The 14208-nt window shown below is 73.6% G+C and carries 13 protein-coding genes; 6 read left to right on the top strand and 7 right to left on the bottom strand.

The features are described from left to right. The first annotated feature begins 1503 nt into the window (after positions 1–1503). Together ACLJTM_RS26500 and serB are read left to right on the top strand one after the other, a co-directional pair. Positions 1504–3078: a glycosyltransferase family 39 protein gene (locus tag ACLJTM_RS26500; protein ID WP_411106224.1), complete on the top strand. Its 1575-nt coding sequence runs from the start codon at positions 1504–1506 to the stop codon at positions 3076–3078. 66 nt (positions 3079–3144) lie between these two features. Then, entirely contained in the window at positions 3145–4344 is a 1200-nt protein-coding gene (gene serB, locus ACLJTM_RS26495; RefSeq protein ID WP_411106223.1) for a phosphoserine phosphatase SerB, read from the top strand. A 139-nt stretch (positions 4345–4483) separates the two neighbouring features. Here serB and ACLJTM_RS26490 read toward each other — a convergent pair whose 3' ends face one another. From ACLJTM_RS26490 to ACLJTM_RS26475, 4 genes are all read right to left on the bottom strand, one after another. Further along, on the bottom strand, positions 4484–5005 hold the full coding sequence (locus ACLJTM_RS26490; RefSeq protein WP_411106222.1) for a SixA phosphatase family protein: 522 nt from the start codon (positions 5003–5005) through the stop codon (positions 4484–4486). Positions 5006–5094: 89 nt separating this feature from the next. Beyond that, positions 5095–5310 (bottom strand): hypothetical protein, encoded by a 216-nt coding sequence (locus ACLJTM_RS26485; protein ID WP_411106221.1) that lies wholly within the window; start codon positions 5308–5310, stop codon positions 5095–5097. A 163-nt stretch (positions 5311–5473) separates the two neighbouring features. Next, the gene (locus ACLJTM_RS26480) at positions 5474–5593 is read right to left on the bottom strand and encodes an SGM_5486 family transporter-associated protein (protein WP_411106220.1); all 120 of its coding nucleotides are present in this window, start codon (positions 5591–5593) and stop codon (positions 5474–5476) included. A gap of 5 nt (positions 5594–5598) precedes the next feature. Continuing rightward, entirely contained in the window at positions 5599–6918 is a 1320-nt protein-coding gene (locus tag ACLJTM_RS26475; RefSeq protein WP_411106219.1) for a CynX/NimT family MFS transporter, read from the bottom strand. A 57-nt stretch (positions 6919–6975) separates the two neighbouring features. Between ACLJTM_RS26475 and ACLJTM_RS26470 the strand changes: the two genes are divergently transcribed. After that, positions 6976–7674 (top strand): FadR/GntR family transcriptional regulator, encoded by a 699-nt coding sequence (locus ACLJTM_RS26470; protein ID WP_411106218.1) that lies wholly within the window; start codon positions 6976–6978, stop codon positions 7672–7674. Here ACLJTM_RS26470 and ACLJTM_RS26465 read toward each other — a convergent pair. From ACLJTM_RS26465 to fabG, 3 genes are all read right to left on the bottom strand, one after another. After that, positions 7655–8083: a hypothetical protein gene (locus tag ACLJTM_RS26465; protein WP_411106217.1), complete on the bottom strand. Its 429-nt coding sequence runs from the start codon at positions 8081–8083 to the stop codon at positions 7655–7657. The two genes, ACLJTM_RS26470 and ACLJTM_RS26465, sit on opposite strands and share 20 nt — an antisense overlap. Positions 8084–8290: 207 nt before the next feature. After that, a complete protein-coding gene (gene fabI / locus ACLJTM_RS26460) occupies positions 8291–9061 on the bottom strand; it encodes an enoyl-ACP reductase FabI (protein WP_411106216.1) in 771 nt (256 codons plus the stop codon). 5 nt (positions 9062–9066) lie between these two features. Continuing rightward, the gene (fabG, locus tag ACLJTM_RS26455; protein ID WP_411106215.1) at positions 9067–9786 is read right to left on the bottom strand and encodes a 3-oxoacyl-[acyl-carrier-protein] reductase; all 720 of its coding nucleotides are present in this window, start codon (positions 9784–9786) and stop codon (positions 9067–9069) included. 185 nt (positions 9787–9971) lie between these two features. Here fabG and ACLJTM_RS26450 point away from each other — a divergent pair, with 185 nt between their 5' ends. From ACLJTM_RS26450 to tyrS, 3 genes are read left to right on the top strand one after another with little or no spacing between them, the layout of a single operon-like run. Next, complete coding sequence (locus tag ACLJTM_RS26450; protein ID WP_411106214.1) at positions 9972–11495, top strand: TldD/PmbA family protein; 1524 nt, start codon at positions 9972–9974, stop codon at positions 11493–11495. Then, the gene (locus tag ACLJTM_RS26445) at positions 11492–12880 is read left to right on the top strand and encodes a metallopeptidase TldD-related protein (protein WP_411106213.1); all 1389 of its coding nucleotides are present in this window, start codon (positions 11492–11494) and stop codon (positions 12878–12880) included. The genes ACLJTM_RS26450 and ACLJTM_RS26445 overlap by 4 nt, the downstream gene beginning before the upstream one ends. A 57-nt stretch (positions 12881–12937) precedes the next feature. Further along, positions 12938–14203: a tyrosine--tRNA ligase gene (tyrS, locus tag ACLJTM_RS26440; protein ID WP_411106212.1), complete on the top strand. Its 1266-nt coding sequence runs from the start codon at positions 12938–12940 to the stop codon at positions 14201–14203. Positions 14204–14208 lie beyond the last annotated feature (5 nt).

The following is a 14208-nucleotide window of genomic DNA, read 5'->3' as shown; positions in this document are numbered from 1 at the left end:
GGGTGCCGGGCGGGCGCGGCCCGGGGGCGGGGTGCCGGGCGGGCGCGGCCCAGGGGCCGGGCGGCCGGGGTCGGGGCGGCCGGGGGGCGGGCGGGCGCGGCCCGGGGGCGGGGTTTGCCGTCGGGGGCTGCGGCGAGACGGGCGGCGTGCCGGGCGGGCGCGGCCCAGGGGCGGGGGCCGCGCGGGGTCCGGGCGGTAGCCGTCGGGGGCTGCGGCGAGCCGGGCGGCGTGCCGGGCGGGCGCGGGCCGGGGGCGGGGCGGCCGGGGGCCAGGCGGGGTGCCGGGCGGCGTGCCAGCCGGGCGTGGCCGGGTGGGGTCCGCCGGGCGGGGCTTGGGCGCGGGCGGCTCCGTAGTGGGCGGCGGCCGTCCGGGGGCGGGGGCACGGTCCGCCGGTCCGGGCGCAGCCCTGCAGAACCGGCCCGGCCCAGCAGAGCGGCCCGGCCGCACGCAGCGGGCACGGCCCGGCGCGGCTCAGCCGAGGAAGCACGGGCCCAGCACGGCCCAACGGGCCCGGTCCGGCCCGGCGCGGCGCAGCCGAAAAGGCACGGGCCAACCAGTCAGGCCCAGCAGAGCGGCCCGGCCGGGCGCAGCGGACACGGCCCGGCCGGCTCAGCCGAGGAGGCACGGGCCCGGCCCAGCACAGCGGACACGGCCCAGCCCCGCGCATCGAGTACGGATCGGCGCGGCGCAGCCGAGAAGGCACGGGCCCAGCACGGCCCAACAGGCCCGGTCCGACCCGGCGCGGCGCAGCCGAAAAGGCACGGGCCCGGCCCAGCGCAACGGGCCCAGCCCCGGCCAAGCGAGCACGGCCCAACCCAGCAGAGCGGCCCGGCCAGGCCAGCGGGCACGGCCCGGCGCGGCTCAGCCGAGGAGGCACGAGCCCAGCGCAGCACAGCGGACACGGCCCAGCCCGGGCCGGCCCAGCAGAGCGGCCCGACCAGGCCAACAGGCCCGGCCCAGGCCCGGCCCGGCCCGGCGCAGCCGAGAGGCACGGGCCCGGCCCAGCGCAACGGGCCCAGCCCCGGCCAAGCGAGCACGGCCCAACCCAGCAGAGCGGCCCGGCCAGGCCAGCGGGCACGGCCCAGCGCGGCTCAGCCGAGGAAGCACCGGCCCGGCGCAGCACAGCGGACACGGCCCAGCCCGGGCCGGCCCAGCAGAGCGGCCCGACCAGGCCAACAGGCCCGGCCCAGGCCCGGCGCAGCCGAGAAGGCATGGGCCCAGCCCAACGGGCCCGGACCCGCCCAGCCCAACGGGCCCGGACCCGCCCCGTGGAGCGGCCCGGCGGGGCGGCGGGTGGGGCGGGGGGTGGGGTGGGTGGCGGCCCGTGGTGTCGGTCCTGGCCCGCGGCGCGGGGGCACGGCGGCTCGCTTCGTGGGCGGGGTGTCGTGGGAGATGTGGGGCACGTCGGGGCACTCGGTGTCCGCAGCCCGTTCCGGCCCCCGGCAGAATGGCTGTCGCACCTTCGTCCCCGCCCTGCCTCCCGGCTCCACCACCAGGACTGCAATGACGCACACAGATCACGCCGCGCCGGCCGAGACCGAGCGGCCGGCCCCGTCGCCGGGTCCGCGCAGCGCCGCCCGCAGAACCCGGCGGGCGCTGCGGCGCCGCCCGATATCCGGGCTGGTCTGGCTGCTGCCCGCGCTGGCGACCCTGGCCGCCGGGCTGTACCGGATCAGCACCCCGGTGCTCTGGCACGACGAGCTCGCCACCCTCACGGTGATCCGGCGGCCCCCGGGCGCCCTGCTGGACATGCTGCGCAACGTGGACGCCGTGCACGGCGCCTACTACCTGCTGATGCACTACTGGATCGGTTTCTTCGGCGAGTCCCCGGCGATGCTGCGGCTGCCGACCGTGCTGGCCATGGCCGTGGCAGCGGCGTGCGTGGCGCTGGCCGGCAGGCGGATGTTCGGCGCCCGCGCCGGGCTGACCGCCGGTCTGGTCTTCGCGCTGATCCCGGCCGTCACCCGGTACGCGCAGGAGGCCCGATCCTACGCCCTCGTCGTGCTGGTGGCGGCCGCGGCGCTGCTCCTGCTGCTGCGGGCCCTGGAACGGCCCGGCCCGGTGCGGTGGGCGTGCTACGGGGTGGCCGTGGCGGCGGCAGGCTACCTCCACCTGGTGTCGCTGGTCTTCCTCGGCGCCCACGCCGTCGGAGTGGCGCTGTACTGGTGGAAGGACCGCTCCAACCGGCGGATCCCGGTCGGCTTCTGCGTGGCGGCCGCCCTGGGGGTGGCCTCGACGTATCCGCTGATCAAGGTCGGTCAGGGGCAGGCGGGACGGCAGATCAGCTGGATCCCCAAGCCGACGCTGAGCGACCTGGCCGGGATCTGGCCGCAGATCTTCTCCAGCACGGTACTGGCCGCCGCGCTGTTCCTGGCCGCGGCCTTCGCCTGGGGCTCCGAGCGCCGGCTGTCCGCCCTCTTCGGCTCGGTCGCGGCGGTGCTGCCGGTGGTGGCGATCTGGGTGATCTCGCAGCGGGCGGACGTCTCGTACTTCATGCCGAAGTACCTGTTCTTCGTGCTGCCGGCCTGGGCGGTCATGGCCGGCGCCGGCATCGCCCTGGTCCGGGTGCGCGGGGTGGTGGCGGCCCTGCTGGTGATGGCCGTGATGGTGGTCCCGGACCACCTGACCCTGCACCGGCCGCTCTCGCACGCCGCGTACACCTATCCCGAGCCGGTGACCTGGTTCACGCCGCTGGACTACCGCAAGGCGGCCGGGATCGTCGCCGCCGGCCACCGGGCGGGCGACGCGGTGGCGTACGGCCAGCAGGGCCACAACGTGTGGTGGGGCGTGGACACCGGCGTCCGGTACTACCTGCCGGGCCGCATCGCGCTGCGCGACGTGTTCCTCGACCGGACCGGCGAGCAGCGCGACGACCTGTGGCCGACGCTGACGGCCGACCCGGCCGGGGCGCTGGACGCCGTCGCCGCGCCGCGGATCTGGCTGGTGTCCAAGGACGACGGCGGCGACCCCTTCACCACCCTCCCGCCCGAGCATGCGAAGGCCTTGCAGGACCGCTACGAGCGGACCTCGCTCAAGAAGGTCTCCGGGATCTCGGTCGCCCTGCTCGTCCGGCGCTGACCCCCCGGTCCGGAGGGTGGGACGGGGGTCCGGGTCCGGCGGCGGGGAAGATACGGTGAGAGCACCATGAGCGCTTCGCAGACCTCCGACGCCCCCACCCTCCTCGTCAAGATCTTCGGCAAGGACCGTCCCGGGATCACCGCCGGGCTGTTCGACACCCTTGCCGCCTACTCCGTCGACGTGGTCGACATCGAGCAGGTCGTCACCCGTGGCCGCATCGTGCTGTGCGCCCTGGTGACCCAGCCCGTCCCCGGTACCGAGGGCTCGCTGCGGGCGACCGTGCACAGCTGGGCCGAGTCCCTGAAGATGCAGGCCGAGATCCTTTCCGGCACCGGTGACAACCGGCCGCGCGGCAGCGGCCGGTCCCACGTCACCGTGCTCGGGCACCCGCTCACCGCGGAGTCCACGGCGGCCATCGCCGCCCAGATCACCTCGACCGGCGGCAACATCGACCGTATCTTCCGGCTCGCCAAGTACCCGGTGACGGCCGTGGAGTTCGCCGTGTCCGGCGTCGAGACGGAGGCGCTGCGCACGGCGCTGGCCACGGAGGCGGCGCACATCGGCGTGGACGTCGCCGTGGTCTCGGCGGGCCTGCACCGCCGGGCCCGGCGGCTGGTCGTCATGGACGTGGACTCCACGCTGATCCAGGACGAGGTCATCGAACTCTTCGCGGCGCACGCGGGCTGCGAGGCCGAGGTTGCCGCGGTCACCGAGCGGGCGATGCGCGGCGAGCTGGACTTCGAGCAGTCCCTGCACGCCCGGGTGGCACTGCTGGCGGGGCTGGACGCCTCCGTGGTGGACAAGGTCCGCTCGCAGGTGCAGCTGACCCCCGGCGCCCGGACCCTGATCCGCACCCTGAAGCGGCTGGGCTACCAGGTGGGTGTGGTCTCCGGCGGGTTCACGCAGGTCACCGACGACCTGCGGGAACGGTTGGGGCTGGACTTCGCCTCGGCCAACACCCTGGAGATCATCGACGGGAAGCTGACCGGCCGGGTCACCGGCGAGATCGTGGACCGGGCGGGCAAGGCCCGGCTGCTGCGGCGCTTCGCCGCGGAGGCCGGCGTACCGCTGGCCCAGACCGTGGCCGTCGGCGACGGCGCCAACGACCTGGACATGCTGAACGCGGCCGGGCTGGGCGTGGCCTTCAATGCGAAGCCGGTGGTGCGCAAGGCCGCGGACACCGCGGTGAACGTGCCGTTCCTGGACGCGGTGCTGTACCTGCTCGGGATCACGCGGGAAGAGGTGGAGGCCGCCGACCTGGTGTAAGCGGGCCGGATACGGGACGGGGCGGGCCCCGGCGGCCGGAAGGACTGCCGGGGCCCGCGCGTGTCCGTGCGTCGTGCGTCGTGAGCCGTGCGCTGTCCGCGGGCGGCGGGCTGCGGGCTGCGGGCCGGGATCCGCGCGGTCAGTGGTCCTTGGGGGTCCAGTAGTCCAGCAGCGTGCCGACGCCGTGCTCCAGGGACTTCCACGAGCCGGTGAAGGAGATGACGGCGAGGGCCGCGGTGGGGAACCCGGTACGGGTCATCCGCGCCAGGGTGTCGCCTTCGGCGCGGCCGCAGAGGGCGTCGGCGAGGGCGTGCATGCCGGGGTTGTGGCCGATGACGAGGAGGTCCGCGACGTCCTCGGAGGTCTCGTTCAGCAGGGCGATGAGCTCGCCGAGCGAGGCGTCGTACACCCGTTCCTCGTACGAGGTCCTGGGCCGGTGCGGCATTTCCTGGACGGCGAGCTTCCAGGTCTCGCGGGTGCGGGCGGCGGTGGAGCAGAGGGCCAGGTCGAAGGCGATGCCGGTGTCGGCGAGCTTCAGGCCGGCGGCCGGTGCGTCCTTGCGGCCGCGTTCCGCCAGGGGGCGGTCGTGATCGGGCACTTCGGGCCAGTCGGCCTTGGCGTGCCGGAGGAGGACGATCCTGCGGGGTGTGTCGGCGCTCATGGCTCCCAGCTTCGCATGGAACGGGCCATGGGGCTCAGGTGTTGGAGGGCCCCTGCCGGGGGGCCCGGCGTGCCCCGGCGGGTGCGGGATCAGCCGACGGCGCGCAGGAACTGCTGGGTGACGTGCAGGAGGCCGGCGGCTTCTCCGGGGGCGGCGTGCGCCTCGGCGGAGCCCGCGAGCAGGAGCAGCATGAGCCCGAAGCCGAGGGCGGGCAGGACCAGGGCCCACCAGTGCAGCCGGGGGTCGGCGCCGCTGCCTGCGCGGCTGCGGGGAGGGAGGGGCCGGGTGTGCGTGGGGGCCGACATGGCCGCCTCCGTGGGTGTGCGGGCGGGTTCGTGCTCGTTGTCTTCGAATCTATGGATCCGAAGGAGCCGTTCCCATCCGGGGCGCACCCCACTTCACCCTGAGCCCTGCCCCCTAGGGGTGGGTGGGGTTAACCCCACCCCGCCGCCTGCCGCTCCGCCGCCTTCAGGGGGAGGCGAGCGTGGCGATGACGGCGATGATCACGGTCACGGCGAGCATCGCGCCGAGGACGAGGCCGAGCTTCTTGCGGCCGTTCTGGGGGTTCGGTTCGAGTACGGGCGACATGCCGTTCAGTTTCGCATGCCGCATTCGTCCTCGATGGTGCGGTCCCGGCCCGCGAGGACGCCCAGCGCGATCTGCGGGACGAGCAGCCCCGCCATCAGGGCGAGCGGCAGGTCCCAGCCGCCGCTGTGCTGGTAGAGGGTGCCGATGAGCAGCGGGCCGGGGATGGAGATGAGGTAGCCGGTGCTCTGGGCGAAGGCGGACAGCTTGACGACCCCGGCCGGGGACTTGGCGCGCAGTCCGATCATGGTGATGACCAGGGGGAAGGCGCAGTTGGAGACGCCGAGCAGGAGGGCCCACGCCCAGGCGCCGCCGGCGGGGGCCAGGTAGAGGCCGGTGTAGCCCGCGAGGCCGAAGAGGCCGAGGGTGACGGCGATGAGGCCCTGGTTCTTCATCCGGCCCGCGAGGCCGGGGATCACGAAGGCGAGCGGGACACCCATGACCATGGTGACGGCGAGCAGGACGCCGGAGGTGGACGCGGAGACCCCGGCATCGCGGAAGATCTGCGGGAGCCAGCCCATGGTGATGTACGCGCCGGTGGCCTGGAGCCCGAAGTAGCAGGCCAGGGCCCAGGCGGTGCGGCTGCGGACGATCCGGGGCCCGGCGTCGGCGTGTGCGGGGCCGCGTACGGAGCCCGGTGCGTCCGGCTGCGCCGCCGCGGCGGCGCGTTCGGCGCGGCGGGAGGCCCGGGCGATGGGGACCCAGGGCAGGACGGCGGCTGCGGCGAGGAGGGCCCAGACGAGCAGGCCGGTGCGCCAGCTGCCGCCGAGGGCTGCGGTCAGGGGGACGGTGGCCGCGGCGGCGAGCGAGGTGCCCGCGGCGAGGGCCATCGAGTAGAGGCCGGTCATGGTGCCCACGCGGTCGGGGAAGTACCGCTTGACGATGACCGGGAGCAGCACGTTGGTCACGGCTATGCCGGCCAGGGAGAGGGCGCTGGCCGCGAGGAAGCCGGCGGCGTTCGAGGCGAAGGGCCGGACCAGCAGGCCGGTGGCGACGGCGGCCATGCCCGCGCAGACGACGGCGGCGGGGCCGAAGCGGCGGGAGAGCCGCGGGGCGGTGATGCCGAAGACGGCGAAGCACAGCGCGGGGACGGAGGTGATCAGTCCGGCGACGGTGCCGCTCATGCCGAGACCCGTGCGGGTCTCCTCGAAGAGGGCGCCGAGGCTGGTGATGGCGGGCCGCAGGTTGAGGGCGGCCAGCACGATCCCGACGAGCAGCACCGGGCCGAGCCACGTGGGGGCGACGTGGTCGGGCGGGGAGAGGGGCTGGTCGGCGCGGGTGCGACCGGCCTGCGGGCGGCTCATGGTCAGGATTTCTTCGTCGGACATCCAACCATCATAGAATCATGGGATGATTGGTTGTCCAGTTGCCCTCGAGAGGAACCCATGCCGCTGACCTCGCCACGGCGCTCCGCCCTCGTCGACCAGGTGATCGCCCAGCTGCGGAACCAGATCACCTCCGGCGAGTGGCCGGTCGGCTCGCGCATCCCCACCGAGCCGGAGCTGGTGGAGCTGCTCGGGGTCGCCCGCAACACCGTCCGCGAGGCGGTCCGGGCCCTCGCGCACAACGGGCTCCTGGACATCCGGCAGGGCTCGGGTACCTACGTGCTCGCCACCAGCGAGCTGGCCGGGGTGATGCACCGCCGTTTCGCCGGGGCGCAGCCGCGGCACATTGCGGAGCTGCGCTCGACCCTGGAGTCCTCGGCGGCCCGGCTGGCGGCTCAGCGGCGCACCGACCGGGACCTGGTCCAGCTGGACGCGCTGCTGGCGCGGCGCGAGAAGGCCTGGGCGGGCGGGGACGCGGAGGTGTTCGTGGCGGCCGACGTGAGCCTGCACATGGCCGTGGTGACGGCCTCGCACAACGAGGTGCTGATCGAGCTGTACGCGGACCTCGGGGACCTGGTGGCCGACTGGCTGCGCGCCGACGTCGGCGCCGAGCTGGACCCGGCCGCCCACCTGGACCACTCCCGGCTGATCGAGGCGATCCGGCGCGGGGACGGTGACGCGGCGGCCTCGGAGGCGGCCGGCTATCCGTTCGTCTGCCTGGGCCGGGACGCGCAGGAGCTCACGGGCGCCGGTGGCTGACCCAGGCGGAGCGGACTTCCTTCCAGCAGCGGCCGGTCAGGGCGACCCGGCCGGCCGGGTCGACGGCCACGGGGGCGGCGTCGGCGTCCACGTCCCACCAGCGGTCGCATTCCACGTGCAGCGTGACCAGGTCGGTCTCGGGATAGCTGTTGTGGCAGGACGCGATCACCTGGGACCCGGTGATCTCGGTGTCGCAGTCCGCGCCGAAGAGCTCCTGCCCGGCGGCCGGCGCGGGCCGTACGGGTGGTTCGGCGGGGATCTCCGCGAGGTCGACGACCGCCACGGCGGCTTCGGGGCCGTGCGCGGGCTCGTCCCCCGCGGACTGGGCGGCGGCCCCCGGGATCAGGAGTCCGGTCAGGACCACCGACGTGACCAGCAGCGATGCTGTCCGGCTCGGTCTCGCGCGCACTCCTACCTCCTCCCCGCAGGAGCCGGGAAGATCCCGACGTGGACAGTTTGCAGGCATCTGTCCTGGTTTTCGACTCGGGAACTCCCCGCCCGCCGGCGCACATGCGAGCGAACCGCCGGCCGCCCGGGGCCCTGACACGCCGAAGGCGGCGGCCGCGCCCCCCGGGGAGGGGGGGGCGCGGCCGCCGCCGTACGGATGCCGGGGCCGTCAGGCACCCATCGCGTGCAGACCGCCGTCCACGTGGACGATCTCGCCGGTGGTCTTGGGGAACCAGTCGGACAGCAGGGCCACGATGGCCCGGCCGGTCGGCTCCGGGTCGCTCATGTCCCAGTCCAGCATGGAGCGGGAGTTCCAGACCTCCGCGAGCTCGCCGAAGCCGGGGATGGACTTCGCGGCCATGGAACCGATCGGCCCGGCCGAGACCAGGTTGCAGCGGATGTTGTCCTTGCCCAGGTCACGGGCGAGGTAGCGGCTGGTGGCCTCCAGGGCCGCCTTGGCCGGGCCCATCCAGTCGTACTGCGGCCAGGCGAACTGCGCATCGAAGGTGAGGCCGACGATGGCCGCGCCCTCCGCCGGGAACAGCGGCTTGCAGGCCATGGCCAGCGACTTCAGCGAGAACGCCGAGACGTGCATGGCGGTGGCCACCGACTCGAACGGCGTGTTGAGGAAGTTGCCGCCGAGGGCGTCCTGCGGCGCGAAGCCGATCGAGTGCAGGACGCCGTCGAGGCCGCCGAGCTCCTCGCGGACCAGGCCCTCCAGTCGGGCCAGGTGCTCCTCGTTGGTGACGTCGAGCTCGATCACCTTGACCGGCTCGGGCAGCTTCTTGGCGATGCGCTCGGTCAGCGAGGGGCGCGGCCACGCGGTGAGGATGACCTCGGCGCCCTGCTCCTGGGCCAGCTTGGCGGCATGGAAGGCGATGGAGGACTCCATCAGCACACCCGTGATGAGGACGCGCTTGCCCTCGAGAATTCCACTCATGGTGATCAGTGACCCATGCCCAATCCGCCGTCGACGGGAATGACGGCTCCGGTGATGTACGCGGCGTCGTCGGACGCCAGGAAGCTGACGGCGGCCGCGATCTCCTCGGGCTGCGCGTAGCGGGCGAGCGGCACCTGGGCCACGATGCCCGCGCGCTGCTCCTCGGTGAGCACCTTCGTCATGTCGGTGTCCACGAAGCCGGGGGCGACGACGTTGAAGGTGATGTTGCGGGAGCCCAGCTCCCGGGCGAGCGAGCGGGCGAAGCCGACCAGGGCCGCCTTCGAGGCGGCGTAGTTGGCCTGCCCCGCCGAACCGAGGAGGCCGACGACCGAGGAGATTAGGACGACGCGGCCCTTCTTGGCACGGAGCATGCCGCGGTTCGCGCGCTTGACCACGCGGAAGGTGCCGGTGAGGTTGGTGTCGACGACCGAGGCGAAGTCCTCCTCGGACATCCGCATCAGCAGCGTGTCCTTGGTGATGCCGGCGTTGGCCACCAGCACCTCGACCGCGCCGTGCTTCTCCTCGATCTCCTTGTAGGCCTGCTCCACCTGCTCGGAGTCGGTGATGTCGCAGCGCACGGCCAGGACCCCCAGGGAGGTCAGGGCCTCCGGGGGCTCGCCGGACCGGTACGTGATCGCGACGTTGTCTCCGGCCTGCGCGAAGGCACGGGCGATGGCGAGGCCGATGCCCCGGTTTCCTCCGGTGACGAGAACCGAGCGGCTCAACGGATCACCCTTTCGCTCAGCGGTCTGAATACCAAAAACCTATAGGTCGCACTGCCCCTGCGGAGAATCGGGCTCCCACAGGGCCTTGCGACGGGCTCTGTCGAGTCCCTACAGAAAGATGTAGGCACAAGGGCCTCGAGCGCGACATGATCGGGGCGACCGGCCCCGACCCCGGGAGGACTTCCGTGCCCCATTCCATCGACGCGGCCTTCACCGCGCTGCCCCTGCGGGCGCTCGCCGACGCGGCGCTCGCCCGGGCGCGCGCGCTGGGCGCCGACCATGCCGACTTCCGGCTGGAGCGCATCCGCAGCGCCTCCTGGCGGCTGCGGGACGCCAAGCCCGCGGGCGGGTCCGACACCACCGACCTCGGATACGCGGTCCGGGTGGTGCACGGGGGCAGCTGGGGCTTCGCCTCCGGTGTGGACCTCACCATGGACGGCGCCGCCAAGGTGGCCTCCCAGGCCGTGGCCATGGCCAAGCTCTCGGCGCAGGTGATCAAGGCCGCCGGGTCCGACGAGCGGGTGGAGCTGGCCGACGAGCCGGTGCACGCGGACCGGACCTGGATCTCCGCCTACGAGGTGGACCCCTTCGAGGTGCCGGACGCGCAGAAGGCGGCGCTGCTCGCCGACTGGAGCGCGCGGCTGCTGGCGGCCGAGGGCGTCGCGCACGTGGACGCCTCGCTGCTCGCCGTGCACGAGAACAAGTTCTACGCCGATACCGCGGGCACCTCGACCACACAGCAGCGGGTGCGGATCCACCCGCAGCTCACCGCGGTCGCCGTGGACGCCGCCACCGGCGAGTTCGACTCCATGCGCACCATCGCCCCGCCCGCCGGACGCGGTTGGGAGTACCTGACCGGCACCGGCTGGGACTGGGACGCGGAGCTGGCGCAGATCCCCGACCTGCTCGCCGAGAAGATGCGGGCGCCGAGCGTCCGGTCCGGGCGCTACGACCTGGTCGTGGACCCCTCCAACCTGTGGCTCACCATCCACGAGTCCATCGGCCACGCCACCGAACTCGACCGGGCGCTCGGCTACGAGGCGGCGTACGCAGGCACCTCCTTCGCCACCTTCGACCAGCTGGGCAAGCTCAGGTACGGCTCGCCGATCATGAACGTGACGGGCGACCGGACCGCCGAGCACGGGCTGGCGACCGTCGGCTTCGACGACGAGGGCGTCGAGGCGCAGAGCTGGGACCTCGTCAAGGACGGCACTCTGGTCGGGTACCAGCTCGACCGGCGGATCGCGAAGCTGACCGGCCTCGGCCGCTCCAACGGGTGCGCGTACGCCGACTCCCCCGGGCACGTCCCGGTGCAGCGGATGGCGAACGTCTCGCTCCAGCCGGACCCGGGCGGGCTCTCCACGGAGGACCTGATCGGCGGGGTCGAGCGCGGGATCTACGTGGTCGGCGACCGCTCCTGGTCGATCGACATGCAGAGGTACAACTTCCAGTTCACCGGCCAGCGGTTCTTCCGCATCGAGAACGGCCGGCTGGCGGGGCAGCTGCGCGACGTGGCCTACCAGGCCACCACCACCGACTTCTGGGGCTCGATGGAGAAGCTCGGCGGTCCGCAGACCTACGTCCTGGGCGGCGCCTTCAACTGCGGCAAGGCGCAGCCGGGCCAGGTCGCGGCGGTCTCGCACGGCTGCCCGTCCGCCCTCTTCCGCGACGTGAACATCCTGAACACCACGCAGGAGGCCGGCCGATGAGCCGTACGCGACCCCACGAGATCGTCGAGCGGGCGCTCGAACTGTCCACCGCCGACGGCTGCGTCGTCATCGCCGACGAGGAGTCGAGCGCCAATCTGCGCTGGGCGGGCAACGCGCTCACCACGAACGGCGTGACCCGGGGCCGGACCCTGACGGTCATCGCCACGGTCGACGGCAGGGAGGGCACGGCCTCGGGGGTCGTCTCGCGCTCCGCCGTCACCGCGCAGGAGCTGGAGCCGCTGGTGAGGGCCGCCGAGGCGGCCGCCCGCGGGGCCGGCGCGGCGGAGGACGCCCAGCCGCTGGTGGTGGGCACCCCGGTCTCGCCCGACTTCACCGACGCCCCGGCGGAGACCTCCTCTGCGGTGTTCGCGGACTTCGCCCCGGCGCTCGGCGAGGCCTTCGCCCGGGCCCGCGCGGGCGGCCGGGAGCTGTACGGCTTCGCCCACCACGAGCTGGTGTCCACGTACGTGGGCACCTCGACGGGTCTGCGGCTGCGCCACGACCAGCCCACCGGCACCCTGGAGCTCAACGCCAAGTCCCCGGACCGGCAGCGCTCGGCCTGGGCCGGCCGCTCGACCCGGGACTTCAAGGACGTCGACCCGACCGCCCTGGACGCGGAGCTCGCGGTGCGCCTGGGCTGGGCCGAGCGCAGGATCGACCTGCCCGCCGGCCGGTACGAGACGCTGCTGCCCCCGACGGCCGTGGCCGACCTGCTGATCTACCAGATGTGGTCGGCGGCGGCCCGGGATGCCGTGGAGGGCCGTACGGTCTTCTCCCGGCCCGGCGGCGGCACCCGCGTCGGCGAGAAGCTCTCCGAGCTCCCGCTGACCCTGCGCAGCGACCCGAACGCGCCGGGGCTGGAGTCCGCCCCGTTCGTGATCGCCCACAGCTCCGGCGACGACGCCTCCGTCTTCGACAACGGCCTGCCGGTGCCGGTGACGGAGTGGATCCGCGACGGTGAGCTGAAGCGGCTGACCACGACCCGGCACAGCGCCGCACTGACCGGGCTGCCGCTCTCCCCCGGCTTCGGGAACCTGACCCTGGACGCGGGCGGGGAGAAGTCCCTGGAGGAGATGGTGGCCGCCACCGAGCGGGGGCTGCTGCTGACCTGCCTGTGGTACATCCGCGAGGTCGACCCGGCCACCCTGCTGCTCACGGGGCTGACCCGGGACGGCGTCTACCTGGTGGAGAACGGGCAGGTCGTGGGCGAGGTGAACAACTTCCGGTTCAACGAGTCCCCCGTGGACCTGCTGTCGCGGGCCTCGGAGGCCGGCCGGACGGAGAGGACCCTGCCGCGCGAGTGGAGCGACTGGTTCACCCGGGCCGCGATGCCGCCGCTGCGCATCCCGGACTTCAACATGAGCTCGGTCAGCAGGGGGGTCTGACCCGCCTAGACTGGGTCCGCATGCCGCCATCCCATCCGTAGAAGGAGCCGAGAAACCGTGACGGACATCGTCGACGAACTGAAGTGGCGCGGGCTCTTCGCCCAGTCCACCGACGAAGAAGCGCTGCGCAAGGCGTTCGCGGACGGTCCGGTCACCTTCTATTGCGGTTTCGACCCGACGGCGGCCTCGCTGCACGTGGGGCACCTGGTCCAGGTGCTCACCGTGCGCCGGCTCCAGCAGGCCGGCCACCGGCCGCTGGCGCTCGTCGGCGGGGCCACCGGTCAGATCGGCGACCCGCGGCCGACCGCGGAGCGCACGCTGAACGACCCGCAGACCGTGGCGAACTGGGTGGCGCGGCTGCGGACCCAGATCGAGCCGTTCCTGTCCTTCGAGGGCGAGAACGCGGCGGTCATGGTGAACAACCTGGACTGGACGGCGGGCCTGTCCGCCATCGAGTTCCTGCGCGACATCGGCAAGCACTTCCGCGTCAACAAGATGCTGACGAAGGACTCGGTCGCCCGCCGGCTGGAGTCCGACCAGGGCATCAGCTACACGGAGTTCAGCTACCAGCTGCTCCAGGGCATGGACTTCCTGGAGCTGTACCGGCGCTACGGCTGCGTGCTGCAGCAGGGCGGCTCCGACCAGTGGGGCAACCTCACGGCCGGCCTCGACCTGATCCACCGCCTGGAGCCGGACGCGCACGTGCACGCGCTGGCCACGCCGCTGATGGTCAAGGCGGACGGCACCAAGTTCGGCAAGTCCGAGAGCGGCGCCGTCTGGCTCGACCCGGAGATGACCACCCCGTACGCGTTCTACCAGTTCTGGCTGAACGTAGACGACCGGGACATCTCCACCTACATGCGCATCCTGTCCTTCGCGTCCCGCGAGGAGCTGGAGGAGCTGGAGGCGCAGACCGCCGAGCGGCCGCAGGCGCGCGCTGCCCAGCGGGCGCTGGCGCAGGAGCTGACGACGCTGGTGCACGGAGCCGACCAGTGCGCCGCCGTGATCGCCGCGTCGAAGGCGCTGTTCGGGCAGGGCGAGTTGGCGGACCTGGACGAGGCCACCCTGGCCGCGGCCCTGTCCGAGCTGCCGCACGCCCGGGTCGCGGAGGCCGGCCTGGTCGTGGACCTGCTGGCCGAGACGGGCCTGGTCGCCAGCAAGTCGGCCGCCCGCCGGACCGTGAAGGAGGGCGGGGCCTACGTGAACAACGTGAAGGTCACCGCCGAGGACGCGGTGCCCGCCGCGGAGGAACTGCTGCACGGCCGCTGGCTGGTGCTGCGCCGGGGCAAGAAGAACCTGGCCGCGGTCGAGGTCACGGGCTGATCCGT

Origin of the sequence: Streptomyces sp. cmx-4-9, from assembly GCF_046548835.1 — a bacterium.
In the GTDB taxonomy this organism is placed as follows: Bacteria; Actinomycetota; Actinomycetes; order Streptomycetales; family Streptomycetaceae; genus Streptomyces.
The sequence above is the reverse complement of the archived record's forward strand: the minus strand, read 5'-3'. Positions and strand labels throughout refer to the sequence as shown.

Coding starts and splice junctions, on each gene's coding strand:
- ACLJTM_RS26500 (WP_411106224.1), top strand. CDS start 1,504: ATGACGCACACAGATCACGCCGCGCCGGCCGAGACCGAGCGGCCGGCC.
- serB (WP_411106223.1), top strand. CDS start 3,145: ATGAGCGCTTCGCAGACCTCCGACGCCCCCACCCTCCTCGTCAAGATC.
- ACLJTM_RS26490 (WP_411106222.1), bottom strand. CDS start 5,005: ATGAGCGCCGACACACCCCGCAGGATCGTCCTCCTCCGGCACGCCAAG.
- ACLJTM_RS26485 (WP_411106221.1), bottom strand. CDS start 5,310: ATGTCGGCCCCCACGCACACCCGGCCCCTCCCTCCCCGCAGCCGCGCA.
- ACLJTM_RS26480 (WP_411106220.1), bottom strand. CDS start 5,593: ATGTCGCCCGTACTCGAACCGAACCCCCAGAACGGCCGCAAGAAGCTC.
- ACLJTM_RS26475 (WP_411106219.1), bottom strand. CDS start 6,918: ATGTCCGACGAAGAAATCCTGACCATGAGCCGCCCGCAGGCCGGTCGC.
- ACLJTM_RS26470 (WP_411106218.1), top strand. CDS start 6,976: ATGCCGCTGACCTCGCCACGGCGCTCCGCCCTCGTCGACCAGGTGATC.
- fabI (WP_411106216.1), bottom strand. CDS start 9,061: ATGAGTGGAATTCTCGAGGGCAAGCGCGTCCTCATCACGGGTGTGCTG.
- ACLJTM_RS26445 (WP_411106213.1), top strand. CDS start 11,492: ATGAGCCGTACGCGACCCCACGAGATCGTCGAGCGGGCGCTCGAACTG.